The 24,536-nt window shown below is 40.1% G+C and carries 25 protein-coding genes and 1 tRNA gene; 18 read left to right on the top strand and 8 right to left on the bottom strand.

All coding sequences use genetic code 11. The features are described from left to right. Position 1 precedes the first annotated feature (1 nt). Positions 2–835 carry a DNA adenine methylase gene (locus KKB09_01450; protein ID MBU4299859.1) on the bottom strand — a complete coding sequence of 278 codons (834 nt, stop codon included), beginning with the start codon at positions 833–835 and terminating at the stop codon, positions 2–4. Between the two features lie 116 nt (positions 836–951). On the opposite strand from KKB09_01450, the gene KKB09_01445 reads away from it, so the two are divergent. The 3 genes from KKB09_01445 (at position 952) to KKB09_01435 (ending at position 6,516) form a co-directional block, all read left to right on the top strand. Continuing rightward, a complete protein-coding gene (locus KKB09_01445; protein MBU4299858.1) occupies positions 952–1,203 on the top strand; it encodes a hypothetical protein in 252 nt (83 codons plus the stop codon). A 5-nt stretch (positions 1,204–1,208) separates the two neighbouring features. After that, positions 1,209–5,951: a CehA/McbA family metallohydrolase gene (locus KKB09_01440; protein MBU4299857.1), complete on the top strand. Its 4,743-nt coding sequence runs from the start codon at positions 1,209–1,211 to the stop codon at positions 5,949–5,951. A gap of 148 nt (positions 5,952–6,099) precedes the next feature. After that, entirely contained in the window at positions 6,100–6,516 is a 417-nt protein-coding gene (locus KKB09_01435; GenBank protein MBU4299856.1) for an MgtC/SapB family protein, read from the top strand. A 47-nt stretch (positions 6,517–6,563) separates the two neighbouring features. Here KKB09_01435 and KKB09_01430 read toward each other — a convergent pair whose 3' ends face one another. After that, a complete protein-coding gene (locus tag KKB09_01430) occupies positions 6,564–7,499 on the bottom strand; it encodes a Fic family protein (GenBank protein MBU4299855.1) in 936 nt (311 codons plus the stop codon). Between the two features lie 470 nt (positions 7,500–7,969). Beyond that, complete coding sequence (gene thrS / locus KKB09_01425; protein MBU4299854.1) at positions 7,970–9,745, bottom strand: threonine--tRNA ligase; 1,776 nt, start codon at positions 9,743–9,745, stop codon at positions 7,970–7,972. Between the two features lie 74 nt (positions 9,746–9,819). Here thrS and KKB09_01420 point away from each other — a divergent pair, with 74 nt between their 5' ends. The 4 genes from KKB09_01420 (at position 9,820) to KKB09_01405 (ending at position 12,454) form a co-directional block, all read left to right on the top strand. Next, positions 9,820–10,467: a hypothetical protein gene (locus tag KKB09_01420; protein MBU4299853.1), complete on the top strand. Its 648-nt coding sequence runs from the start codon at positions 9,820–9,822 to the stop codon at positions 10,465–10,467. 297 nt (positions 10,468–10,764) lie between these two features. Then, positions 10,765–11,034: a hypothetical protein gene (locus tag KKB09_01415; protein MBU4299852.1), complete on the top strand. Its 270-nt coding sequence runs from the start codon at positions 10,765–10,767 to the stop codon at positions 11,032–11,034. A gap of 230 nt (positions 11,035–11,264) precedes the next feature. Beyond that, positions 11,265–11,660 (top strand): hypothetical protein, encoded by a 396-nt coding sequence (locus tag KKB09_01410; protein ID MBU4299851.1) that lies wholly within the window; start codon positions 11,265–11,267, stop codon positions 11,658–11,660. 269 nt (positions 11,661–11,929) lie between these two features. Beyond that, positions 11,930–12,454, top strand: a complete 525-nt coding sequence (locus KKB09_01405; protein MBU4299850.1) for an AAA family ATPase — start codon at positions 11,930–11,932, stop codon at positions 12,452–12,454. Here the strand turns inward: KKB09_01405 and KKB09_01400 are convergent. The 3 genes from KKB09_01400 to KKB09_01390 all read right to left on the bottom strand — a co-directional run bounded on the left by KKB09_01400 (position 12,432) and on the right by KKB09_01390 (position 14,136). After that, a complete protein-coding gene (locus KKB09_01400) occupies positions 12,432–13,325 on the bottom strand; it encodes a DsbA family protein (GenBank protein MBU4299849.1) in 894 nt (297 codons plus the stop codon). The two genes, KKB09_01405 and KKB09_01400, sit on opposite strands and share 23 nt — an antisense overlap. 71 nt (positions 13,326–13,396) lie before the next feature. After that, positions 13,397–13,543: a hypothetical protein gene (locus tag KKB09_01395; GenBank protein ID MBU4299848.1), complete on the bottom strand. Its 147-nt coding sequence runs from the start codon at positions 13,541–13,543 to the stop codon at positions 13,397–13,399. A gap of 209 nt (positions 13,544–13,752) precedes the next feature. Then, a complete protein-coding gene (locus KKB09_01390) occupies positions 13,753–14,136 on the bottom strand; it encodes a hypothetical protein (protein ID MBU4299847.1) in 384 nt (127 codons plus the stop codon). Between KKB09_01390 and KKB09_01385 the strand changes: the two genes are divergently transcribed. From KKB09_01385 to KKB09_01345, 9 genes are all read left to right on the top strand, one after another. Then, positions 14,131–14,334 carry a hypothetical protein gene (locus KKB09_01385; GenBank protein ID MBU4299846.1) on the top strand — a complete coding sequence of 68 codons (204 nt, stop codon included), beginning with the start codon at positions 14,131–14,133 and terminating at the stop codon, positions 14,332–14,334. The genes KKB09_01390 and KKB09_01385 overlap by 6 nt on opposite strands. A gap of 55 nt (positions 14,335–14,389) precedes the next feature. Then, a complete protein-coding gene (pssA, locus tag KKB09_01380; protein ID MBU4299845.1) occupies positions 14,390–15,064 on the top strand; it encodes a CDP-diacylglycerol--serine O-phosphatidyltransferase in 675 nt (224 codons plus the stop codon). Positions 15,065–15,135: 71 nt separating this feature from the next. Next, entirely contained in the window at positions 15,136–15,735 is a 600-nt protein-coding gene (locus tag KKB09_01375) for an orotate phosphoribosyltransferase (protein ID MBU4299844.1), read from the top strand. Positions 15,736–15,862: 127 nt separating this feature from the next. Further along, a complete protein-coding gene (locus KKB09_01370) occupies positions 15,863–16,192 on the top strand; it encodes a hypothetical protein (protein MBU4299843.1) in 330 nt (109 codons plus the stop codon). 43 nt (positions 16,193–16,235) lie between these two features. Further along, the gene (locus KKB09_01365; protein MBU4299842.1) at positions 16,236–18,086 is read left to right on the top strand and encodes a hypothetical protein; all 1,851 of its coding nucleotides are present in this window, start codon (positions 16,236–16,238) and stop codon (positions 18,084–18,086) included. A gap of 55 nt (positions 18,087–18,141) precedes the next feature. Next, positions 18,142–18,234 (top strand) — tRNA-Gln (locus KKB09_01360). A gap of 22 nt (positions 18,235–18,256) precedes the next feature. Next, positions 18,257–18,397, top strand: coding sequence for a hypothetical protein (locus KKB09_01355; GenBank protein ID MBU4299841.1), 141 nt, complete (start codon positions 18,257–18,259; stop codon positions 18,395–18,397). A gap of 11 nt (positions 18,398–18,408) precedes the next feature. Next, the gene (locus KKB09_01350) at positions 18,409–18,726 is read left to right on the top strand and encodes a hypothetical protein (GenBank protein ID MBU4299840.1); all 318 of its coding nucleotides are present in this window, start codon (positions 18,409–18,411) and stop codon (positions 18,724–18,726) included. 147 nt (positions 18,727–18,873) lie between these two features. Then, the gene (locus KKB09_01345) at positions 18,874–19,164 is read left to right on the top strand and encodes a winged helix DNA-binding protein (GenBank protein ID MBU4299839.1); all 291 of its coding nucleotides are present in this window, start codon (positions 18,874–18,876) and stop codon (positions 19,162–19,164) included. Positions 19,165–19,237: 73 nt separating this feature from the next. On the opposite strand, the gene KKB09_01340 is transcribed toward KKB09_01345, so the two are convergent. Both KKB09_01340 and KKB09_01335 read right to left on the bottom strand, forming a co-directional pair. Continuing rightward, positions 19,238–20,446 (bottom strand): hypothetical protein, encoded by a 1,209-nt coding sequence (locus tag KKB09_01340; GenBank protein MBU4299838.1) that lies wholly within the window; start codon positions 20,444–20,446, stop codon positions 19,238–19,240. A 139-nt stretch (positions 20,447–20,585) separates the two neighbouring features. Further along, positions 20,586–21,503, bottom strand: coding sequence for a hypothetical protein (locus KKB09_01335; GenBank protein ID MBU4299837.1), 918 nt, complete (start codon positions 21,501–21,503; stop codon positions 20,586–20,588). Positions 21,504–22,013: 510 nt separating this feature from the next. On the opposite strand from KKB09_01335, the gene KKB09_01330 reads away from it, so the two are divergent. Continuing rightward, the gene (locus KKB09_01330; protein MBU4299836.1) at positions 22,014–23,297 is read left to right on the top strand and encodes an ATP-binding protein; all 1,284 of its coding nucleotides are present in this window, start codon (positions 22,014–22,016) and stop codon (positions 23,295–23,297) included. Between the two features lie 159 nt (positions 23,298–23,456). Beyond that, positions 23,457–24,386: a hypothetical protein gene (locus KKB09_01325; protein MBU4299835.1), complete on the top strand. Its 930-nt coding sequence runs from the start codon at positions 23,457–23,459 to the stop codon at positions 24,384–24,386. The last annotated feature ends 150 nt before the right edge of the window (positions 24,387–24,536 follow it).

Below are 24,536 nucleotides of genomic sequence, written 5' to 3'. Positions count from 1 at the left end.
GTCAATAATTCGTAACTACAATTTCGTTGATTTCACCGCGCCCTTCACTTTTTGAATTAATTAACCGTTTTGCTCTAACCGTATGTATTTTGAATTCGGGATACAGTTTCTTAACAAAGTCCATATCACTATTGCTTAACATTAGATTACCCCCTCGTTTATGAAGCTGATTAAATACTTCTGCTAATTTTCTTTGTTCGGTTTCCAAAAAAACATTTTTAGCATATGATGTAAAGCTCGACTTTTTTAATGGATGATATGGGGGATCGAAATAAATAAATGCTCCCTTTGTAGCGAAATCAATAACTTTTTCAAAAGACATAATTTTAAGATCTACATCTTGAAGAAGTTTGTTTGCTTCTCTTAAAACATCTTCTTTCAAAATTCCCGGATTCTTGTAGCTCCCTATGGGAACATTAAACTTTCCTTTGGAATTTACGCGATAGAGACCATTAAAACAGGTTTTGTTTAAATAAATAAATCTCCCTGCTTTTTCAACATCGTTTAACGTACTTGGATCTAATACCCTCGTCGCATAATAATATTCCTTGTTGTGCCGTTCTTTATGATTTCTAAGCACTTCAATAAGCGCGTCCACATTATCACGTACAACAATGAAAGCATTTATGAGTTCTTCATTTGTGTCCGATAACAATACCTTTTTTGGGTTGAATTTGCGCTTTATGTAAAAGAACACGGCGCCGCTACCTAAAAAAGGCTCTATATAATAATCGATTTTTTCTGGAAAGAACTTATCAAACTGTGTCAATAACTGCGATTTTCCACCAGCCCATTTGACAATCGTGGGTATTTCTGGAGTACCGTTTTTGCGCATAATAATATGTTAGATCTGTATCTTATAAGTTTATGAATATTGTTAAGAAGGCATATGTTTAAACATAATCGACACGCGCAACATCTATATATTCTTTCGCGGCGAAAACTCAAACCATGAAAGACTGGATGAAGTGGGGATTGGCTGGTGGATTGATATTTACCCTATTGGGGGTTATAACGGCAATTCCCGAGAATAATAATTACTCTAATCCGATATACCTACTACTGGATTTTTCTGCGTACATATCTGATTGCAGTTCATCTATTGGATTAACCTCTATACCTTGCGAATTAGGATATGGCATACCGCTAAACTTTATTTTTGGGTTTATACTCGCTAACATCATATCACATATAAAAAAGTGATTTCTATGAAGCTATTTTATTCATACATTAGCCTTTTTCTCATATTATTAACACCCTTGTCATTTGCTCAAAATCTTGTAAATGTTGAATTCGCCAATAATTCTGATGACAATTCACCCAATGAGTTGAATAATGTTAAACTAATGTCTGCTTCTGAAAATAAAAAATCTAGCGAATTCATATTTAAAGTTGTATCACTTTCAGATGGAACTGAAAAAGTTTACTCAGAACAAAAAGTTTCAAAATTATCTAAAATTAACCTTTCGCTCGAACGCGGGACGTATAAATTCTATGTTTCCAAACAAAATGATACCTCTGTTATAGAATATAATAATAACAGCAACGGCTATGTGATATCATCAAATAGTGTGATTATTCTTCAATACCCTCAATATGACTGGTATATATTAGACGCACCGTGGCGCATTCAAAGTTCAGAAAAATATTTACCAATACTTGCAATAGCAAAAGATAGATCTTTGCCTGATATCTATAACATTTCCGTATATGATGCTTTAAATAATGATTCTTTGATTATAAGCACTAACTGGAGTGAAAAATACGTGATTAGTTCCGGCAATATCCCTTATTTTTATCTTTTCAAGATTGATAAAAGCAAATTCTTAAAAAATGAAAATAATCAAGTTTCTGTAAAAATAAAATTCGATCTATGGTTGTACACTAACGAAGAGGGATCTATAAACATAACTATTTCTGACAAAGATATCCCAAGAATTAATAACTGGTTCTATGGTGACACTCACGTTCATAGTAATTATACGGATAATCCCTACGAATACGGTGCGCCAGTTTACGCGACATCCGAAGCCGCTAATGCCATTGGTTTAAACTGGGTTACTATAACAGACCATTCATTTGATCAAACAAACCTATCTACGAATTGGAACGATTATTTACGAGAGTGCAATGCAGATAAACGATGTCTTCCTGCAGAAGAGGTTTCATGCGATTGGGGTGCTTTCGGATATTACAGTCACTATCTATACTACAATGCTTCAATATTCATGGATGGTGCAGAAGTTTATTGGGGAGACACAAAAACCTGCTTAGAAAATATAAATCGAATAAATACTGTTGGATTCGGATATGTTGCACATCCAGAACATAATGATCGTTTGCGCGTTGAGTGGAAAAACTACTCCCTCCCATTCACAGGCCTCGAAGTCTGGAACAGCATCGGCGAATCGTGGGAAAAAGAGCGCGACCAAGCTATGCAAAAATGGGTTGAACAGATTCTTCTCGGAAGAAAAATCTTCATCGAAGCCGGCTCCGACGCGCACGGAGATTTCAACTCCGCGCTCGGCAAAGTCCGCACCGCCTGCTTCGCTTCTAATTTCACCAAAGACAATATATTCACCGCGCTGAAATCCGGCAACTGCATGATGACTGACGGTCCCATCGTAATTTTCACGGCAAACAGCCACATCATCGGCGAATCTTTCAATGTCTCTGAAGGCGACACTATTCTTTTAAACATCTCGTGGAACTCGACAAATGAATTCGGCAATGTCACAGAAATTGTCTTGATACGCGGCGAAATCAACGGCAGTGAAATAAACGAAACAATTCTTTCACCAAATAACTTATCCGGCAATTTCATTCTTACTTCAACACCCAACAACACATACTATCGCATCGAAGCGCGTTCAATCGACTCTGAAGGAATCGTCCGCCGAGCATACACCAACCCAATCTGGGCATATGCTGAACCAGTCCCGGAAGTTGAAAAAATCCCGATGGATGAAGCAGAACTTGCTCTTGTCGCGCGATTTGAAAACAAATATGACTATTCTCTAAAGAATTTGTTTTTTGATGGTGAGCCAACTGCAACCTGCGACATAACGAGCCTGCGCGAGAATCTCAACCTCAACAACTTGTGGCAATCGGTAAAATGCGAAAAAATGATTCTTGACAACAAGCGGCTTATGTGGGCCGGATTCAACAATACCGAAACAAATAAAAAACAAATAATTTTGCAAATCGATAATATCTTGCAATATACAAACGCGACACAAAACACGCTCCAGGATAGTTGGAAAAGTAAGTATGCTGGAACGGGCAGTACTAGAGGAAACTACATAAATACTAACTGGATTGCAGAAAAAAATGGCACAATATTTGAAATAAACGAAATAACTAATTCAAACGACTGTTCTGGATGGGGTGGTTGTCCGAGATATTTCGGAACATATCTGATACATGGCTTCAGAAAATATGGAGAAAATACAACGGTGTATTATTCATATTGGGGTCCAGATCGTATTTCTTTCAGAGATATTCATGACGTTTATCTGAAATTCGACAATAAAATAATATATCCGATAACAAATGGATATATTCTTAATACAAAAGGCATTTTTCAAAAAAAAACATACAATTATAACCCCTCAAGTTTTGGATTCGGTGCTGACGGCGGATATGGATTCTCCGACAGCACAGGGTGTTCTGGCTTTGCATCAGGATCTGGATTCGACCCGATAAACCGCTCAGTTTTTCCCATAAGCCAAACAGAATCAGTCATAATCTGCCACGCCGACATAGACTGCAACGACGGCGACCTGCTGACAAAAGATATTTGCGCAAACGCAGGAACACCAGAATCACTATGCGAATATGCTCCGCAGGAACCTGAAGAAATCAAGAAGCCATTCACAGAAATGGACGCCGATGAAGTTGAAAAAGCAATTATATTCAAGGAGAAATATAATAAAAGCCTTAGCGAGCTTTATTTCGACGGATGGACTAATACATCATGCAACAACGCAAGTATTCTTGACACGCTGAAGCTTGATAAAGACTGGAGCGTTATTCAATGCCGGAAGTTTTTAATAAATGGAACGCTCGCTATGTTTGCAGGACTTAACAACACAAAAACCGGAGAAAAATATGCCGCATATCAACTGGGGACCGTACTTATTGATGAACTAGCAGAAAACAAACAAGTAACCGAAACGTATCGAACCGGATTTGACGCTATTTTTCTAACACATTATGAAAACAGATGGAGTGGAATAAAAGAAGGCATCAAAAGATTCGAAATAAGTGACGTAGCTACAAGAACGTGCGATGGTTTTGGTAGATGTGGTTCGATCTACAAATATGGAACGTATATATTTCACGGATTCCGCTCCGATGAAAATAAAAATGAATCCGTATTGTACTCTTACAGCAAACCGATAACTGCCGATACATTCAAAATATTGTTTGACAATTACCGGAACTTCAGCATTGATAATTTTTCATCTTCCGGAAACATATATGAAACAAAAACATTTAATTACCTCCCGCTTCACGGCTGGGCTCTTGGAACATTCGGATTCAACTATTCGCTATATAATAGAAGCATATTCAAGCCATACCGCGCAAACGAGCTCATTGTCGGCCTTGAAAGCCCGGCGCATCTGCGCGCGCAAGATTCTATCGGCCGCATTACAGGATACGTCAACGGAGCATACGTAACAGAAATTCCGAACTCAGAAATACTTGATACAGAACATGAAAAATACCTGCTACCTGCAAATGAAACATACCGATTTTTTGTTGACGGATACGCTGACGGAAACTACAGCCTGAAAATAACACGCGCAATCGGCGAAAACTCAAGCATAATATATTTCAAAAACATTTCCGCAACAAACGAAACGCGCGACATATTCGAGCTTAACGAAACCGCAAGTATAGGCGTAAAGACAAACGATTCTGAAAAAAACATAGTCGTTGCTCTTGACAGCTTGGAATCCTCCGAAAGCATAAACTTCACAGCAGCAAAAAATAAGTCCGTAAGCATATATGTCTCAAACTGGAGCGCGCTTAACGAATCAACAACAATCACCGAAAATATCAATTACGCGCCGGAAATAATATCGACCGTGCCAGAAAATGGCTCTTCTTTCGGGCAATGGCGAACCATATCGCTTGGGGTTTATGCAACTGACCCAAATAACGATACGCTTCAATACGTAATTTTATTTGACGAAACTGAAATTTCGCCTGCAAATGAAACCACTTACACTCTAAATGAAACCGGAACACACACAATAACTTTCAGCGCATCAGACGGCCTGAATACTGTTTCAGAAGAAATATCAATATATGTTATTGCGCCGCCGAAAGTGACAATAATCAGCCCTGAAAACAGAACATATAACACAAACATAATTTTTATTAACGCAACATTTGAAGAACCTGTTGATAAAGCGTGGATTTCCATAAACGGTGCGCCCGGGCAAAATTACACAAGCAACGCATCATCAATTTCTGGGCATGCGGGCGTTCTGCCCAACGGCACGCAGAATATCCGCGTTTACGCAAACAATTCAATAGGAATTGAAAATTATTCTGAAGTATTTTTCTCAATTAATACGACAGTGATTATTCCAACTAATCCGCCCTCGAATGGCGGCGGAGGGCATGGCGACGGCAAAAAAGAAAAGAAAACAAAGGAAAAGGATGATAAAGACGAAAAGCACGATGATAAGGAAGATCATAAAGAAGATAAAAAACTAGAATATGAAAACGACAAACTCTCAAAAGATAAAGACGATGACAAACACAACGCGTCGGATAGTTTAGAAAATGAAACGCGCTACGATGATGAAACAGAGAATTATTCAGAATCAGAAAATAATGGTTCTTACTACACAGGCCATCTGCTTGGCAACATTTCAGAAAAATTGCAAAGATTAATCATGATGATTCTTGGATATCTTGGATTATGGCCTGCTTAGTTTATTTGCCTAACTAACGGGCAATTTTTTTGTTTCTGCGGGCCCTCTTTTAAATCCCGGCACTTTAAAAGATTGCTTTGCGCCAGAACCTATCCATAGCCCCCGCATGATCTGAAAATATAAAAAGAAATAACTGCGTATTTGACTAATGGAAACGACGATAACATTTCAAGAAATTTCAATACTATTGCACATTATTTTCGCACTCATTCTGGGGCTTGTAATCGGTTCGGAACGCGAGAAAATGGGAAAATCCGCCGGAATGAGAACCCACAGCCTCGTATGCATGTCGTCAGCAGCAATTGTATCCGTCAGTCTGCTCGCATTTCCAGTCGCCGATTCTGGCGCAAGGGCAATCGCTGCAGTTATCACCGGCGTAGGATTTTTAGGCGCAGGGCAGATTATGACTTCAAAAGGAAAAATTTCCGGGCTTACAACTGCTGCAAGCATCTGGACAAGCGCAATTGTCGGATGTATTGCAGGGCTTGGATATTATTTCCTGTCAGCAGCCATCACACTTTTAACATATGCAATATTCCTATTGAAGAGATATACTGAGCCCTAGGATTCATCACCCCTTAAATGGCGCGCAGATATAACTGCGCGTTTTTGTTATACGGCGTAGCTATTTTTCATCGCTTTATATTCCTTTATTATTAGCTCTATCGTCGGCCGCAGGTTGCCGTTTTCGTATTCCTGCAAAGCGCTATAGTACTCTTTTCTGTTCCTCAGCTCGATATTTACCGGCGGAAAATTGTGCTTTATTAGAATATTATTTAACAGAAGCCTGCCCACTCTTCCGTTGCCGTCCTGAAACGGGTGAATGTTCTCGAATTGGTTGTGGACAACCGCGGCAAGAATGAACGGAGGATACTTTTTCCTATTTTTGCCGTACCAAGTTTCTAACTCTTCGAGAAGCGATGTTATGTATTGGGATGGCGCGCCTTGATGCACTACAGTTCCGTCTGCGTCAATAACTGAGACTTCAGTGCCTTTTTCACGGTATTGTCCGGCGAATGTCTTTGAGTTTTTGAAGACGATTTCATGCAGTTTCTTTATCAGGTTTAATGAAATGTGCTCTTTTGTTGTGCGTATGTAGCCGATTGCATCCGATACGCCGTAAGTCTCTGATATTTCGTATTTTGGCTTCTTTGGCAATTTATCTTTCTCAAGAATATCTTTTACTTCTTTCGCAGTAACTGTCGAATCCTCGATTGCATTTGTGTCATATGTAAACAATTGCGCGAATTTCGCCCAGTCTGCATCCGATAGATGCGCAATGCGTATTTTTCCCTTTGCTTCAAGCGCCTTGATTTCGTTAAGCTCTTCTTCTGAAAGAATTATTCGAAATGGATCACGGATGATTTTCTGCGATTTTATCCGCTCAAGAATTATTAATTCTGCATGCTTTTTCTTTTGCGCGAGCTCTGTTTTTGAAAGGTCCGAGCCGAGATAAAAACTTATCTTCTTTACTTTGCTTCCTTTCCGGATTGAATGCGCGAGATAGTATTTCTTCTTTTTGCCGCGCGCTCTTATTTCAACATGCATGAAATATATTTGGGTGACTACATATTTAAAGATTGTAGTCACCTAAGAGCGCGTTATCCCCCCTCAACCATACCCAATTTGGGTACGATTCAAATCAGTTGGTTACAAAATGTAACTGACGGAATTACTTTTTGCAGATACTATAATTATCGGCAGCCGCGCAAGGTTTTTGGGGTGCGCGCGATTATTTGATTATCTTTGACCTGATTTTTTATTTATCCATAGCTTATGATTTATTAGCCTCTCTCCAAAAAAACCAAATAACGAGAATAATGCCCATTGTTCCAAATGTCATCACATTGAATATCGTGATGTTTCCATTGCAATTCGAACGGTCGCATAAAACATCAAAAGCTCTAATTAGATATTCACCCCATATTGCGGTTATAATGTTTATCAGCAAGGCAAACATCATACCTAAAAAGAAATCTCTTTTTCGTAAATTGATCGGTTTCATTTAACTGCCTCAACTACTTCCTCTCCTCAATCTCCTTCTTCAAATCAGAAACAAATTTATCAACCGCAACGCTAAACTCCACCTTGCCTTCGCGCGTCCTGACCGCCAGAGTCTTTGCTTCCTGCTCCTTGTCGCCGATTGTCAGAATATAATTCACTTTCTCAAGCTGCGCGTTTCTTACTTTCTTTGCAATTGTTTCGCTTGCGTCGTCAAGCTCAACCCTTAAGCCTTCAGAATTTAATTTCGAAACTATTTCGCGCGCGAAATCAGCATTACGGTCATTTACTGTCAGAACTTTCACCTGCACCGGCGAAAGCCACAGCGGGAATTTGCCGGCGTAGTGCTCAATTAACAGGCCGATAAATCTCTCGTAAGAACCGAACAACGCCCTATGGAGCATATAAGGGCGTTCGTCTTTTCCTTGGTTGTTGACAAATGTCATCTCGAACCTTTCGGGTAAATTGAAATCAAACTGCAAAGTAGAACACTGCCATTCGCGATTAAGGGCGTCTTTGATTTTAAAATCCAGCTTCGGTCCATAAAAGACTGCGCCGCCAATGTCCTTTTTGTAATTTAGCCCCTTTTCTTTGGCTACTTTTTCCAGAACTCCTTCGGTAAATTTCCAGCCGTCTCCTGTTCCGGCATATTTGGTGCCGGCCGGATCCCTAACAGAAAGATAAACATTTATTTTGGATATATCAAAGCCGAAAGATTTGAAGATAAATAATATAAACTCAACAACTCGTTTTAACTCATCTTCAACTTGATTTGCTGCGCAGATAATATGTGCATCATCCTGTGTGAATCCGCGCACGCGCGTTAGGCCAGACAGCTCGCCTTTTTTCTCGAACCTGTAAACAGTTCCGCATTCTGCCCAGCGCAAAGGCAATTCCCGATAAGAATGCGGCCGGTTTTTATAAATCTGTATATGAAACGGGCAATTCATCGGTTTTAAAAGATATTGCTCTGACGCGCTTGCTGATTTCTTTTCCTGATTTTCTTTTAGTGTTTGCCCGACTTCAAGCGGAGAATACATGCTTTCATTGTAAAATCCCCAGTGACCGGAGGTTTCCCATAAAACTTTATTTCCTATGTGAGGGGTGCGCACTAAAGAATAACCTGATGCAATATGCTGTTTATACCAAAAATCTTCAATAACTCTCCAGAGCATAGCTCCTTTCGGATGCCAGAGAGGCAGGCCCAATCCCACCATATCGTCAATATGAAAAAGATCCAATTCCCGGCCTAATTTTCTGTGGTCTCTTTTCTCCGCCTCTTCAATCATCTTGACATGCACATCAAGTTCCTCGCGCGACTCAAACGCAACGCCGTATATTCTTTGCATGCTGTCTTTTTTCTCGTCTCCTTTCCAGTATGCCGAAGATATTTTTGTGAGCTTTAGCGCGCCGATTTTTCCTGCTGATGCAACATGCGGACCCCTGCACATATCAATGAAATCTCCGCTTTTGTAGAATGTAATTTTTTCGCCTTTTGATTTAAGCTCTTCAAGCAATTCCAATTTATAGGGCTCATCTTTCAGCATTTTTTTCGCTTCTGCAAAGTCAACATCAATTTTTTCAAACGTCACATTCTGCTTAACAATGTGCTGCAGGGATTTTTCTATCCTCGCCAAATCCTCTGGCGTAAACGGCTCTTTTTTGCCAAAATCATAATAGAATCCGTCAGCAACTGCCGGACCTATGCCTAATTTTACATTAGGATATAACTTTTTCACTGCCGCTGCAAGAATATGCGACGCGCTGTGCCGAAGAGTTTCAATGTCTGACATAGGTAATATGGTGTGCGGCACATCTTTAAATCTATATATACTCCTTGCGCACAATAGTACAATACGTGATATAAATGGTAGTCTCACTTGAATTTGCATTAACGAATCTCTATCAGAGCATTGTTGTCGGATTTCCGGCGTTAGTATACGCTGTAATTGTGCTTGTAATAGGCTATATTATCGGTCGTGTAGTTGGCGCTGTTGTTGAAAAAATGCTTATCCGCGTCAATCTGGATAAGTATGTTACCGAGCATGAACACATTGCTCTAAATCTGAGCGCGATATTTTCAATAATCGCAAAATGGTGGATATACTTCGTAACAATACAGGCAGTTGCGGACATTCTGGAAATCCCTGTGCTAATATCCATTGTAGACAGCATTATCAACTTCATACCTGGCGTTATAGGCGCTACGCTGGTTCTTCTTGTGAGTTATGGCGCTGCAATATATGCAAAGGAACAGATTTTAGGCTCAAAAGAACTATACTCCAGCATTGTCGGAAAGATATTGTTCTTCCTGATAGTGTATGTTGGCATATCTACTTCGCTCAATATCCTTAAAGTTGATACGTTCTTAATCGACAACATCCTTTTGTTGATTGTGGGCGCAGTCAGCTTAGGCCTTGCAATAGCGCTTGGTTTTGGCCTAAAAAATGTTGTTGAAGAAACAGCACGAGATTATTCAAGAGCAAAAAAGACAACAAAAAATTCAAAAAGATAAACTATAATGCAAAGGGCGGAAGACGGTATTTCTTCCGCCCTTTTATTCTTTTTCTGATTAAAATCTTAAGGAATGTTTTTAAGACAATGAATCACAAATTCGGTGCTGTTGCATAAGATTTATATATGCCAAAATTCTTGCTCAAATCTTAGCGTTGAACGCAAGAATTTTGAATGACTCGGTTTTAGCTTTGCAGATAACGCTAAGATGTATGTGCTCTGCGAATTGTGCAACAGCACCCACAAATTCCACAAAATTATATATAGTCTTTGATGCATAATGAATTACAGGATTTCTATGAAACCCCCTCGCAAAAAAGGACTATCAATGCCGATGGAAGTCATTATTGGCGTGGTGATTCTTATTGTGATTGCGCTCGCAGTAATATTATTCACAAGCGGGAGCATTACGAAAACAGGAACAAGAACTGATGAATCTGGGAAAGTTGCAAACGACCAGATAATATGCAATACTAAGGCAATATCGTACTGCAATGCAAACCCCGGCGGAAGCTGCGATGCTGACACTGATTGTAGCGGTTGTATTTCTGACGTACCCTGTACGTAGATAAGAGATTTAATTCAAACGAATTTTTCAGAAAATATAACATTTGCAAAATATAAAGTATATTCAAAACACGATAACTCGCAAAATGTTGGATTTTACACCATCTTCCGACTAGCAACCTTCGTACATTGGGGGGCCATAGGTACTGTTAGTAAACTTTTGAACGCAACTCCCACAGATACCGATAATCTTTATATATACGTATCCACATATAATAAAGTAAGATTTTTATGAAACAAAACGGTAAAAAGGGTTTATCGCTGCCGATGGAGATAATTATTGGCGTAGTGGTCCTTGTTGTGATCGCACTCGCTGTGATAATGTTTACGAGTGGAAGCATTACGAAAACTGGTACGCAAACAACTGCAACAACGTCTGCAACACAAAAGCAGATACAGTGCAATTCTCAAGCAATATCTTATTGTGGTACACAACCTGCCACTGCAGAATGTGATTTCACCACAGACTGTTCTGCTTGTGCATACACCGTTCCATGCAGTGAAATCAGATCTGCTGATGCCGGTGGCGGTACTACAACTAGCGTGTGTTGCACCACAGATACCACTCTTGTATGCGCAGCTGATGCAGACTGTTTCCCTGGTACTTGTACGGCAACTTGCACATAAAGCACACTTATTAAAAGCAAAGGCATATTAAATGAATATACTCGCCATAACAGGTCTTGCCCGCTCGGGCAAGGACACTGCGGCAAATATATTCGCGGGAAGTACGGGCTTAAATGGTTCGGCTTCTCGCAACTTTCTTTTTTTATTTTTGACTAATTTTCTGAGATTATATGCCCGTATGTTTGATAAACCCATACGCGAATCATCACATAATTGAAATACGGCCTCAATAAAACCTCTTTAAATAATCATTCCGGCATATGAAAGATATGCACATTATAGCGATTACAGGCCTTGCGCGCTCCGGAAAGGACACTGCTGCAAAATATATTTCTGAAAAGTATGGCTTCGTATGGTTTGATTTTTCTAGAGATGTGCTTGCCGGCGAATTAAAAAAACATGAATTGCCGCTGACTAAAGAAAACATGTCTGCCGCCGGAGATAAACTGCGCAAAAAATACGGACAGGACGCTTTGGCGCAAAGGCTTGTTGAAAAGATTAAAGAATCCGGCGCAAAGTCCGTTATCATAAGCGGTGTAAGAAGCCCTGAAGAGGCTATTTATCTGAAGAGCAATTCTGAGATATTCATGCTAATAAACTTGGTTGCTGACGCAAACAAACGCATCAAACGCTCAGGCAATGCAGATATTGAGCGCAGGGATGAGCAGGATATAAAGAACAAAGGCCTTGCAAAGGTGCTTGAGATGGCAGACATTACAATAGAAAACAACAGCACAGTTAATGAGCTTTACAAAAAAATCGATGATGCTATCACCCGCCAAGCACTTTTTTGACATCTGCTTCGGTTATCTGACCATATAGCTTTTTCCCGTTCAAATAAAATGTAGGCGTCTGGCTTATGCCGAGCTTATTTGCGTAGTCTATTGACTGCTGGATTTTCCCAAAAGCACTGCCTGAAGTGATGCAGGTCTCAAATTCAGTAGCATTAAGCCCCACATCTTCTGCAATGTTCTGAAACACAATCAGTGCCTCATCCGGCGTAAGCTTGCTTATTTCTTCCTGTTGCTGGAAAAGCGCGTCATGATACTCCATAAACTTTCCGTGCTCAGCTGCGCGTGCAGCCGCTTCTGCGGCGTGGATGGCATTGACATGGTGCGGTATCGGGGCGTACATAAATGTAAAGCGGACCTTGCCTGTATATTTCTCAAGAATCTTCTTTAATTCCGGCTTCGCCGCCTTTGTGTAAGGGCACTGAAAGCACCCGAATTCCACAATCTGTACCGGCGCATCTTTCGGGCCTAACGACGGAAATTCGTTAAGGGGTATATCCGACAGCGCGAATCCTTCTGACTGCCCGGATACGGCATTAAATATGCAAAAATCGCCCTGCTGCCCGTTGCAATTATTATAAACGGCATAATTATAAAGGCCGAGTCCGGAATAATACATACTGACAAGCAAAGTTATTGTAAAAAGCCACGAAATCGCTTCAAAATGACGGTGCATTAATCTTGCCGCCGCAGGGCTTTTATTCATGAGGCGCGAAACAATTCCGGCCTTCATCTTCTTGTCAAATCCTGTTTCGCACTTTCGAAGCGTAATTCTTCTAAATACGCAGTTGAACGCCTCTTTCGAAAGCCCCCTATACTTCGCTGAAAATATTCCAAGAACTGCAAAAATAACTAATGCAATAAGGCAAATCATAACAAACACATATTTATTTACTGCGCGGAACCGCTTTTTGCAGGCGCGATAATTTATTGGCAGGCAAATCTTTATAAGCCCGCCAAATTAGCCGCCCTGAACACATAAGTGCCGTCTTTTTCTATACTACCCCGCCCCCATACTGGAGAAAGCCGCGAATATGCGCTTGCTTCAAAAGAAAGCACCATTGCAGGCACAATCGTTATGTTGTATTTCAACAAAAGCGCCTTAGCCTGCTTTATATTCCCAAGCTTGCTGATTCTTTATCAAGTATGCGAAAAGCCCGCGCATAGCCCGCGAATGCGCGCATCCGCAAGCTGCTTCGCCGCTTTGCGTCGCCAGTGGCTTGGTGCCGCAGCGTCTTTGGCAATCGCTGTTGCAGCAATATATGCTATGAGGGCGCCAAAAAATAGCACAAGCCAAAAAATCAAGCTGATGTGCGTGCATCTTGCGGCTCTTTTTTCACTCCGGTGTTTTTCGCATTCTCTATGAAATGCGGATGCTCATGCGACATGGCTCTTGTCGAGCTTGCAGCATATTCTATTCCTTCTGCCATGGCGCTATCCTTTGTTTTTGGATTTCCTGAAATATATCTTCGCTTAAACCATGCGAGAAAAATTCCTGCAGAAACCAGCATGTCCGAATTTATTTCGAAACATTCTGCAATGCCGAACGTTTCACCCTGCTGTTTTTTCGCGGATTCGCCAAAGCTGTTTGCATTCTCTTTTTCATGGCCGCGCTCAATGATTGTTCTTTCAGTAGAGCTTAGCGATTTGCTTTCAAAAAAGAAACCGAAACAGTGCTTTTGCACGAACTGCGCCGTACGCGGACAAAGGCACCGTTTGCAAAGCTTTCGGCATTTTTCTTGAATTTTTCGCCGTTTGCATTTTTGAAAAAATTCAATAATGAACTGAATTCAGAAGAGCTTGCCGCAGACGCTTTTACAACAAAAATCCAGGGGACGACAAAATACCTGAATACTGCAAAGAAAAAAGTTACTGCATTTTAGGACTTGCTCTGTGCACCCAACACACATATAAAAGATTCTGATAATATGTAATTGTATGGCTCGAATAACAAACCATCTTGCAAACGCAATAACTATCGGAAACATAGTGTCCGGATTCAGTTCAATAATATTTACATTACAAGCAGATTACACAAACGCCGCTATTGCGATTTTCGCCGCGCTAATTTTCGACGGACTTGATGGCAGAGTTGCCAGGTTTCTTGACAATACATCAGAATTCGGCAAAGAGCTTGATTCGCTGTCTGATATTGTCTCTTTCGGGGTCGCTCCGGCGCTTCTGGTCTATTCCGCGACGCTTTCATCAGTGGGCCTTCTCGGCGCGGCTGCGGCAGCATGCCTTGTAGTTGCAGGAGCCATCAGGCTTGCGAGATTCAATATATTAAAAGGCCTGAAATATTTTTTGGGCCTGCCGATACCTGTTGCCGGCGTATTCATTTCGGCGCTCATATATACAGAAACAAAAATCGCGCCAAAAACGCTTGCCGTGCTTGTGATATTTATAGCATACCTCATGATTTCAAAAGTAAAGTACCCGAGCTTCAAGCAAAACATACGCTCGAAAAATCTAGGGATATTCCTTTTGGTATTCGCGCTTTTTCTTGGCATTGTGCTTGCATTACGGCCGGACAAGCTGCTTGTTGCGCCGTTCTTGTTCTATATTGCAGCAGGCCCTGTGCTTGAGATGAAAAACCGTGAAAATATGCTTTAGCGCTTGATGAATTTCGGCAAAGCGCGAACTTCGCAGTTCAGCAATATAAGCTTTGGCGCGCAAGAAGAATTATGCAAAATATATACGAAGTCCTTTACAGCGCGGAAGCAATAGTATTTGAAGGAAAGAAAAACTTTCCGCAGGGATGGACAACACCTATTTATTTCGATGTGAGGCACATACTTTCAAGCCCGCGGAATTTTGACATCCTGACAGACCTTCTATCTGAGCGGGTACGTGAAATAAATCCTGACAAAATAGCAGGAGCGTTCACCGGAGGGATACCTCTTGCAACCGCTGTTTCGCTTAAAACAAACATTCCGATGATTTTTGTGAGAAAAGAACTTCCGGAAAAAATGAAGTCACAGATAGAGGGTTATCTTAAGCCTGGTGAAACCGTACTTCTGATTGATGATATCACACGTTCCGGTGAAAGCAAACTCGGTTTCATCAACGGACTAAGGCAGGCGGGTGGAGAAATCACAGACACAATTGTCGTTGTGGAATACGGCATAGGAAGTAGGGAAGTTCTGAAAAAAGCCGGTGTTGCGCTGACATCGCTTGCAACTGTTAAAGACATACTTGCGCACATGAAAAAAAGCAGAAAAATGAATGAAACGGATTATAACGCGCTTATCTCAAAATTCAAAGCGACTACTAAGAAATCATGAAACTCCTCTAAACATGAGTTTCAAGCTTTTTTGAGGTAGGAACTCTTCAAAAGCCTCGAACGCAAGTGAGAGGATTTTAGTGCATTCATAATTCAATGTACGCTAAAAAATAATCTGTGGTGTAAAAATGTCTCTTTTATTATCCGCAATATTAATCGGCGTAGGGCTGTTCCTTGCATTTATGATCGAAAAGCTTAAAGCAAACGATACTAAAATGTACATCGCCCTTACAGCAAGTATAATTCTGATTGTTGCCGGCGGGTGGATGCTTTATACAACGGTTTCTGCAGAACTCATTAAGCGCAGGCTCTGGGGCATAATAATAACGCTTTTTGGCGCATACATGGTTTTCGGATTTCCAAGCAGTACAGACTATCAGCCCGAGGGATTTGGATATACGGGAGTTCTTATAGGGCTTGTTTCCCTTATCGGCGGGATTTATCTTCTGCTGTTCTAAAGATATATATCACCTCGCGCACAATATCAAATAACTGATTGTTATGGCATTTATTCTCAAGGACATATCTTATAAATCTTTTGCATCTGCTGGAAAACAATCAGACTATAACACAAAAGAAGGCAAAGCATTTGATGACTTTTTCAAGCCGAGCGGCCCTGCATGGAGCTATGCGCTTGCAAGCAGCGGAACTAACCAAAACACACTGCTGAATCCGACAGGTCCTCCCGGATTCTGCCTCAATATTTATATGAGCCTTGTTTTCGACCTACCAAAAGACAATTGGACTGTAATAAAAGTCGAAGAAACTTTGGATGTAACACCAGTGCATCACCAATACTACGAACTTACGCACGGAAGAAAGGAAACACTTGAGGCAAAAATACGTGAAGGGCTTGTGAAAATAAGCCAGTCTATTGCAGACTTGGAGCTTGTAAAGCACGATCTTTTGAAATATGAGGACTTTGAAGAGCAATTGGAAAAAGCCGAAATGAAAATTGATGAAAAAACATCCCCTGAAGAAAGAAAGAAAGAAAAACACAAAGCCGAATTGGCTCTAAAAACAACATTCATGGAGGAAGTTGATTATCATGCCGGCGGCGGAGGGGCTCAGGGGCCCGGCAGGCTTTCAATGGCGTTTTTGCGAAACCACAACATCATGCCAACAGTAGTTGATGATTTTTTCAGAATGGAGAAAAAAGAAGACCTTGAAAAAGACAAGATGCTTAAAGACCTTCCGACAGTTGAAAAGCGCATGCTTGAAGTCAAATGGAATGCGTACCAGGATTGGATTGGGTTCTTTAGAAGCAATGTCATGCGCAGGATGGATGCATTGAAGTCTCTTGAAGCGAGCCGCGAAAAAAGCCTTGATGAATATCGCGAATGGCTTAAGCCCACAATTGCGAGATACAAAATGATTGAAGACTCACTTGAAAACGCCGGAACCCGAAAGAATACCAAGATGAATACTGTGCGGCTAAACGCCATAGCAGTATCAACTCACAAAGTAAAGTTATGGTTCTGGAAATCATTTGTTCCTCCAGACCCGCACAGGCCGCCAGCAGAAGAAATTGAAAAAGCGGGAGTTGTTGCATTCGGAAACTGGGAGCGGGATAACATTTACCTGCACCCCAATCAAGGCCTGATTTCAGACTATCCCTGGATAACTGAAGAATGGATATATGACACATCCGGAATAAATAAGTGGGGCACGAAATGTGATGGTTCAAAGACAAATGTGAAGGAAGGCGAATGGTACTACAGCTTTCAGGAACTGGTGCTAAACAGAACCAATTTCAAGACAAGCGCGACAGGCTCTGAAGGCGAAGATGCCGATTTTGAATTCGTCAATTATATGATGAGCAAAAATGTTGTTGCGGCAAAAGTCATGGAAAGCAAGGCAATGCAGGAAGAATTAGAAATATATATCAATGACATTCTGGGGCTGCCGCATAAAATCAACGGCAGGCCGATAATACTATTTGAAAAAGACGGAAAGGAATATGCACTGGATACAAAACATTACGGCCGGCTTCAAAAATTTGAATTTGCCACCAAATACAAAGACGATAAAACTAAAAAAATCAAGGATAAAAAAATACGGGGAAAGGATTTTCCAAAAGCGACAACGTATTCGTCAAAAAAAGACCTTGAAAAGGCATTTCCAAAGGAGACGTACCACCTGATTGAAAGAAAGAAAAAGCATAAAACACTAGAGGATGCAAAAAAAATACTCGGGCTTGGAAATATAAGATTCTTTCTCGGGCGCGGACCGTATGAGCAGAACTTTTCTGAGCGCGTAAAAAAATACTATCTTAAGCCCAACAGCCAGCGATTCGAATATGTCCGCAACTTCATTGTAAAGCGCATGGGCATTGATTATGGCGACAAATAGGGTGGCGGGAATTAGAAACGCATTTATTAATCTTTTCGGCTTAAATACACTATGCAGCCCCATGGTGTAGTGGCCAAGCATAGGGGACTCTGGATCCTCTGACCGAGGTTCAAAATCGAATTTTTCGATGAAATTCCTCGTGGGGCTATACATATTGTTATGTGATTCACATGTCAAAATTAAACTCGATAAAAAAAGAGATTCTCGGGCATGAAAAGGTAGAATTTGCAGACATTCTGCAGATACTTCTACTTGTGGGCGTTGTCGCGCTCTTGCTTTTCATAACACTAAAGCTTAAACTGGTTATATAGGCGCTCTTCGTATGCAGACAATAACGTATCTTTTTGCGATTCTCGCAATTCTTTGGATTGTCGACCTGTACCAGACGCTAAACATCACCAGAAAACACGGCATACGAGCTGAAGAAAATCCGGTTGCGCGGTTTCTTTTGAAACACGGACAGAAAGATTTTGCTGCGTTCAAAATACTGGATTTAGCGGTGCTTATTGCAGTTCTTGTGCTTCTTTTTGAGAAGCAGAAAGATTATGCAACATATCTGACGACAATATTCACAGGAATTTATGTTTTGACGGTTTTGCATAATTATAATGCATACCGGGCGCATAAACGAAATCACTGAAATTGTGAAAAATAATAACCCCATCTATTTTCATGTGTTTCATTACAGATACTTTATTTGCAATGAAATATAGATAATGGAATATATAAATCTCAAACAACTAAACAATATATACCAGCGCGAACAATAAAAATTGGAGATGTTTTAATGCCGAAAAAAGACAATGTTCTAGCATATCTTTTCATGCACGAAAAGCCTGTGAAAATCATTGTCGGCCTGAAAAACAGCGGCGAAAAAAGCTATGCATCGACACTTGCAAAATGCGCCGACTGCACTTACGCACATACTGTAAAAATTCTTTCTACGCTCAAAAAGACAGGGCTTATCAGCTTTGAGAAAAAGGGCCGGATAAAATTCGTTGTTCTTACTGAAATCGGAAGCTCGATTGCTAAGGATTTGGATGCTTTTACCGAGAAATTGGTGAAAATGAAGCAGTAATTTCTAGTTCTTGTTTAACAATGGCGATCAAAATCAACGCTTTTGTCTTGCGAATTTGTAACTTCCCGCGAGTTCATTGCGATTCAGATTCGCTTTGCAGATTCTTACGCCAATCCACCCACTCATTCCGTCTATCAAAATCATCCCACCAGAATTCATAGGGTGCTTGTTTTGAACCAGGTTTGTGCTTTTTCGATGCAGTTTTCTTTTTTTTATGCGTTATATCACCGTGTTCAATATAGTGTTGTCGCTCAGAAAAATAGCTGTTCAATAAACGCATACCGGTTTTAACCTTGCCTTCGCAAATCAGCTTAGATGCTGTTTCATAAACCTTGGTTTCTTGGATTTCGCCGGTTGCTATCTCCATTTCCATATATGTGCGTGCGGCTGAAGCAAAAGAATTTGTTTCCAGGCATTTATTAATTTCCCTATTGTATGTGGCGGATTTTTTTCTTCGGAATTTTGTTTTTTTAGCTACTGAAACGCGTTCTTGCTCGAAATCTTGTAAATATTCCGAAAGATATCGTTCCAATAAAAACAGCCCTTCTTTGCCACCAGTAATCAATTCGTAGGCTTTTTCAAAAACATCTTCCTTTTGAGACGTTTTTGTTGCTTTTTCTTTTTCCAAATAAGTACGTGCAAGTGAAGCAAAATCTCCGGTTTCAAGAAGATTTTTAATTTTTGCGCCATATTTAGCAGCCTCGAATTCTTTGTTGTACCAGCGATCGCCAATAATATCCTCAAGGCTTTCTGTGTGATGTCCACCTATTGCAAGACCTCGGTAGCTCTCTGATGGTGTTCGTCCTTTTTCAGGAGGATTCTCGCCTTCTGTAAGCCGCGGAAATTCCCAATTATTGACACTGTCAAAATCATCCAGAGCAGTTAAATCACGGTAATCTATTGGTTTGGTTGTCGGTTCCTTCGCGCTAGCATCCAGACTTATACCGCTCAGGATATGCTCTATTTTATCTTGAAGCTCTGCAGATTCGTTGTACTTGTCAGTTCCGTCCATGCGCAAATATTGCCAGTTATTTAACTTTTTGCTGCCAATAGCGGTTTTGCTTTGCTCGTTGTTTTGAGTGAGTATCGGTGCCCCTTCCATATTTTTCCAGCTTATGCCGCTATGCTCATAAGCCATTAATTGCTCTGACACTTCGTTGAATTTTTTGAGATCCTCGGAAGTATAGCGGTTCTTATTGGCATAACCGGCGTAACCAGTAAATTTTTTGAATTCATCATTCTGCTTAATTCCTTCCTCTTTCTGCTCAATTTTAGGCTCCATTTCAAACACCACATAATTAATGACACCACTATAGAGTCATACATATATTTAAAGGTTTCTATTGCCAAAAAAACAACACAAAACACCGGAGTTTTTACAAACCCTAAGCGATTTGCTCGTTAGGCTCTATTTCAAAAGATTATACCCGTATCTGATAGCCTTCCCTTAATTCATTTGCAATGGCTCTCAGTACGTTTGGTATTGAAAGCTCACTATTCTCTTTAAACAATTTAAATTGTTCAGGAACCGTAATTTTCATTAATTCCGTATTTGAAAAATAATTGATTAAAAAGTCATCCGACGTTAACTCCGGATTCTGCTCTTTTTGTTCCGCGTAAAACTTGTCCAAAGTCCATAGATTAGGCGTATTTCCGAGTTTATTGAAACCTGCCGCCAATTGCATCATTTTTCTTGTGATTGGCGCCACGTCTTCGCCAAGTTTCTCAGTTATGTTAGACGCGCTTGTCAATGCAAGTGCGGCGCATGAAGTTGCTCTTGATTTTAAGTCTCTGAAAACGGAATCATCGTCAATTCCGGATTCGTTTAATTTGCCACGGTTTATGTCAACCATTGGATTCTCAATGCTGTTCGCAGAAGATTCTATGCGTTTTGCCGCATATTCGAGTTCAATATTTCGATATTCAACAACTATATCCTTTGGCACATACTCTTGTGGAATTCTTGCTCCTCCGACGAAATTTCCTTCAACAACTGCTTCCACAAGCTCTCGGTAATTGAGTTGGCCTTCATAGGTGTGCAAAAGCCGGACTGCTTTTTCAGCCTTGCCGATTTTCATCATACGTGTAATGTCCTTTTTTGCCTCGTTAATGTCTATAAAACCGGTATCTTTTTCAGAATATCCTGAACTTAGAGCGCCTACAATTTCTTCGGCGTCAAACTGATATTTTTGCTTTAATCCATTAAGTTCTGAAGAATCGTCTTCGGACAATAAACCGAATAAAATCTCAGAAATATCTTTTCTCGCTCGGTTAGAATCTTTTACAGCTTGTTCGTTTTCACGGTAAAATTTGATGACCTTTTCTATTGAGTCACCCATAGTTTCGGGACTGCAAAAATAGACCGAACAAATTCATACACGCGCAATCCACATAATGCCACTAATAAGTAGATATTATTTATTGTCGAGCAGTATTTAAATACATTTCTTCTGTAAAATATATATTTTGCAGTATCTATTTAGAGGCTTTTTCAGCCCCAAAATCTGAAATTGCGGAGAGTTATGATTTTGTTTAACGGCGCACCCCGCAATGCTGCATGAGTGTTCAATGAGGAGAAAAACTTTACGCATAAGTTTACCTGCGTATTAAACATATCAAGCAGTTCTACAAAGAAAATATGGGGGTGTAGTGTAGTTTAACATTTCAAAAAGAAACAATAACCTGCCCAAAAAATGCAAAATCTCGATAAATTCATACAATTTTAATCATATTCATCTATAAAATCTATTTTTTAGATATGCACCGAAGTTACGATGAACCGTAACATTTATGTAGTTTTTGTTACGGCATACCGTAACATTTATATATTTGTTATTATAATATACTGTATGGACGTAAATAAACTCATTGATTCAAACCCGTGGTGGCTGACTAAAAAAGTCCTGGAGGAATTAATGGGAATTAGAAGAGAAGCATATGAGTTATTGATAAAATCAGTAACTATAAAAGAAGTTACTATAATAACCGGTGTGCGCAGGTCAGGAAAGAGCACTATTATGTACCAAATGATTGACGCATTGCTGAAAAATGGCGTTGCGCCAGAACAGATATTGTTCATAAATCTTGAAGATAATAGATTAGCAAATGATTCTCTTGATGAGATTTACTCAGCATATAAAGAACGCATAAATCCTGGCAAAAAGGCATATGTTTTTCTTGACGAGATACAGCGAAAAGAAAAATGGGAATTGTGGATACGCAGGCATTATGACCTAAAATCAGACTGCAAATTCATAATATCCGGTTCCTGTTCGTATCTTCTTAAAAAGGAATATTCGACATTACTGACTGGAAGAAATCTGACCTTTGATGTTTTTCCGCTCAGTTTTCAGGAATTTCTTTCTTTCAAAAACATTGCACTAGACCTAAATTCACTAAAAAAGGGCCTGATTCTGGAAAAAGAAAAGCATATGGTAATAAATGCATTTGGAGACTATCTATATTACGGCGGCTTTCCGGACATAACATTAAAAGAAAAAGAATTCAAAACAAAAGTCCTGGCCCAATATTTTGATGACCTGCTTTACAAAGATATTGTAGACCGGCACAACCTAAACAGCCAAAAAACAAAAGACCTCGCTCTATATCTGATAACGAATTTTACCGGCGTTCTTTCACTGAGAACCCTGCGAGCCGTGCTCGGGCTATCTTACGAATCCATAAGTGACTATATGTCCTATTACAAAGAAGCTTTTTTGTTCTTTAGCGCCGAACATTTTGCATATTCTATGAAAGAACAAAAAACAAACCCGTCAAAGATCTACTGCATTGATAATGGATTACGGAACGCCGTCAGCTTCAAGTTCTCAAAGGATGAAGGCAAGCTTGCAGAAAATCTTGTTTTTATAGAGCTCAAGCGCAGGGAACAGGATGCCTATTACTGGAAAGGCAAACAAGAAGTAGATTTTATAATAAAATACAGCAACCAATCTATTGAAGCCATAAATGTTTCTTATTCCGATGAAATCCCAGAACGTGAAATAAGCGGCTTGTTTGAATTTAAAGAATTGTTCAAAAAAACCAAGAAATTGACAATAATTACAAAAGACACAGAAAAAACAGAGCACGGAATAACATACATTCCGCTTTGGAAATGGATGCTCCTTGAATAACGCACAAAATATGCCTTTGCAAGACGTATGATACGCCGCCTTCAACAAATAGTTACCAAAACGACAATTTGCGCCATTTTTGAAGGCACGGTTTATTTTTCCGCGCCATAGCGCATTTCTGCCGAAAATCTATATTAACGCAAAAGAGCAAATAACTGTATGCTTGAAGTGTTTCTTTTTCTCGAAGGAATGTTTGCTGTTTTTCTTGTCATTATCGGCATGGGGCGCCTCGCTGAAAGTAAAAAAGATGAAAACATCGTTTACGAGCATCTTTTCTTAAAGGAAATCGAACGCCAATCTCCACAAATGTACAAGATTCTTACGGAAAAGACAAGAAAGTTTAACGAAACCGAAGAGAAGTGGGTTTATGACATACTCAAAGAGCTGGTCTTAGACAATAAAAAATACGGCTCTGATGCAACAGAAATCTTGCGCGAGTTCAAAAAAAATGTCCTTGACGAATGCACGGAAAAACAGGAGTATGGTATACTTTCGCCGCAATCAAGAAAATACGCATCATCGAAACAGTTCGAAACAAATCCGGAAAAAGCGTATAATCAAGCGCAAAAAGAGCTTCGCGAAATAGAAGAAGTAGTTGTGGGCACAAGAACGAAACTTGCTGAAAAAGAGGAGAAAAATAGGCAATTTCCAATACCTAACAAAGAACATGGAATTGATGTAATAGAAAAAGGCCCTGCAAAAAGAATATATGAAGCAAAGGAAAAAATCAAAAGACAGCCTTACGATAATATAATGCCGGAAGAAGCGCTCAAAATAAAATCGAATATGGAAGATACTGTTTCAAGAGGCCTTGTTTCACCCGAAATTGCAGACAAATACATTAAAGGGTGTGAAAAGGCTGCTGGAATAAAGCGCGAATATGTGCCGACAAAAGAAGGAGCTGAAAAGCAGGCAGTGCTAAAGGAAAGCAACAAACTATATTCCGACCGGCTTGAAAACAAAAGAAAAGAAGCCAAAAAAGAGCGCGATAACCGCTTTAATGGGCCTGGAAAAGGAAGAGAGATAGCAGAATCCGACGGCCATGAATCGATTTACCAAAAGATAAAGAACCTGTTTTCTGGAAGATAACGATTTCGCTTGTGATATCCCGTAATCATTTCCATCTTCTTTGATATATATTTCGCGCACATAATTTCGCCTCAAAACCAATCTTTAGCGGACTCAAACCAGACTTCAGGCCGCATTTTTCGTATAAACGCTTCAGTTGGCGTTTCAGCT

Source organism: Nanoarchaeota archaeon, from assembly GCA_018897155.1.
GTDB lineage: Archaea > EX4484-52 > EX4484-52 > EX4484-52 > LFW-46 > LFW-46.
This window is presented reverse-complemented; position numbering and strand designations above follow the sequence as displayed.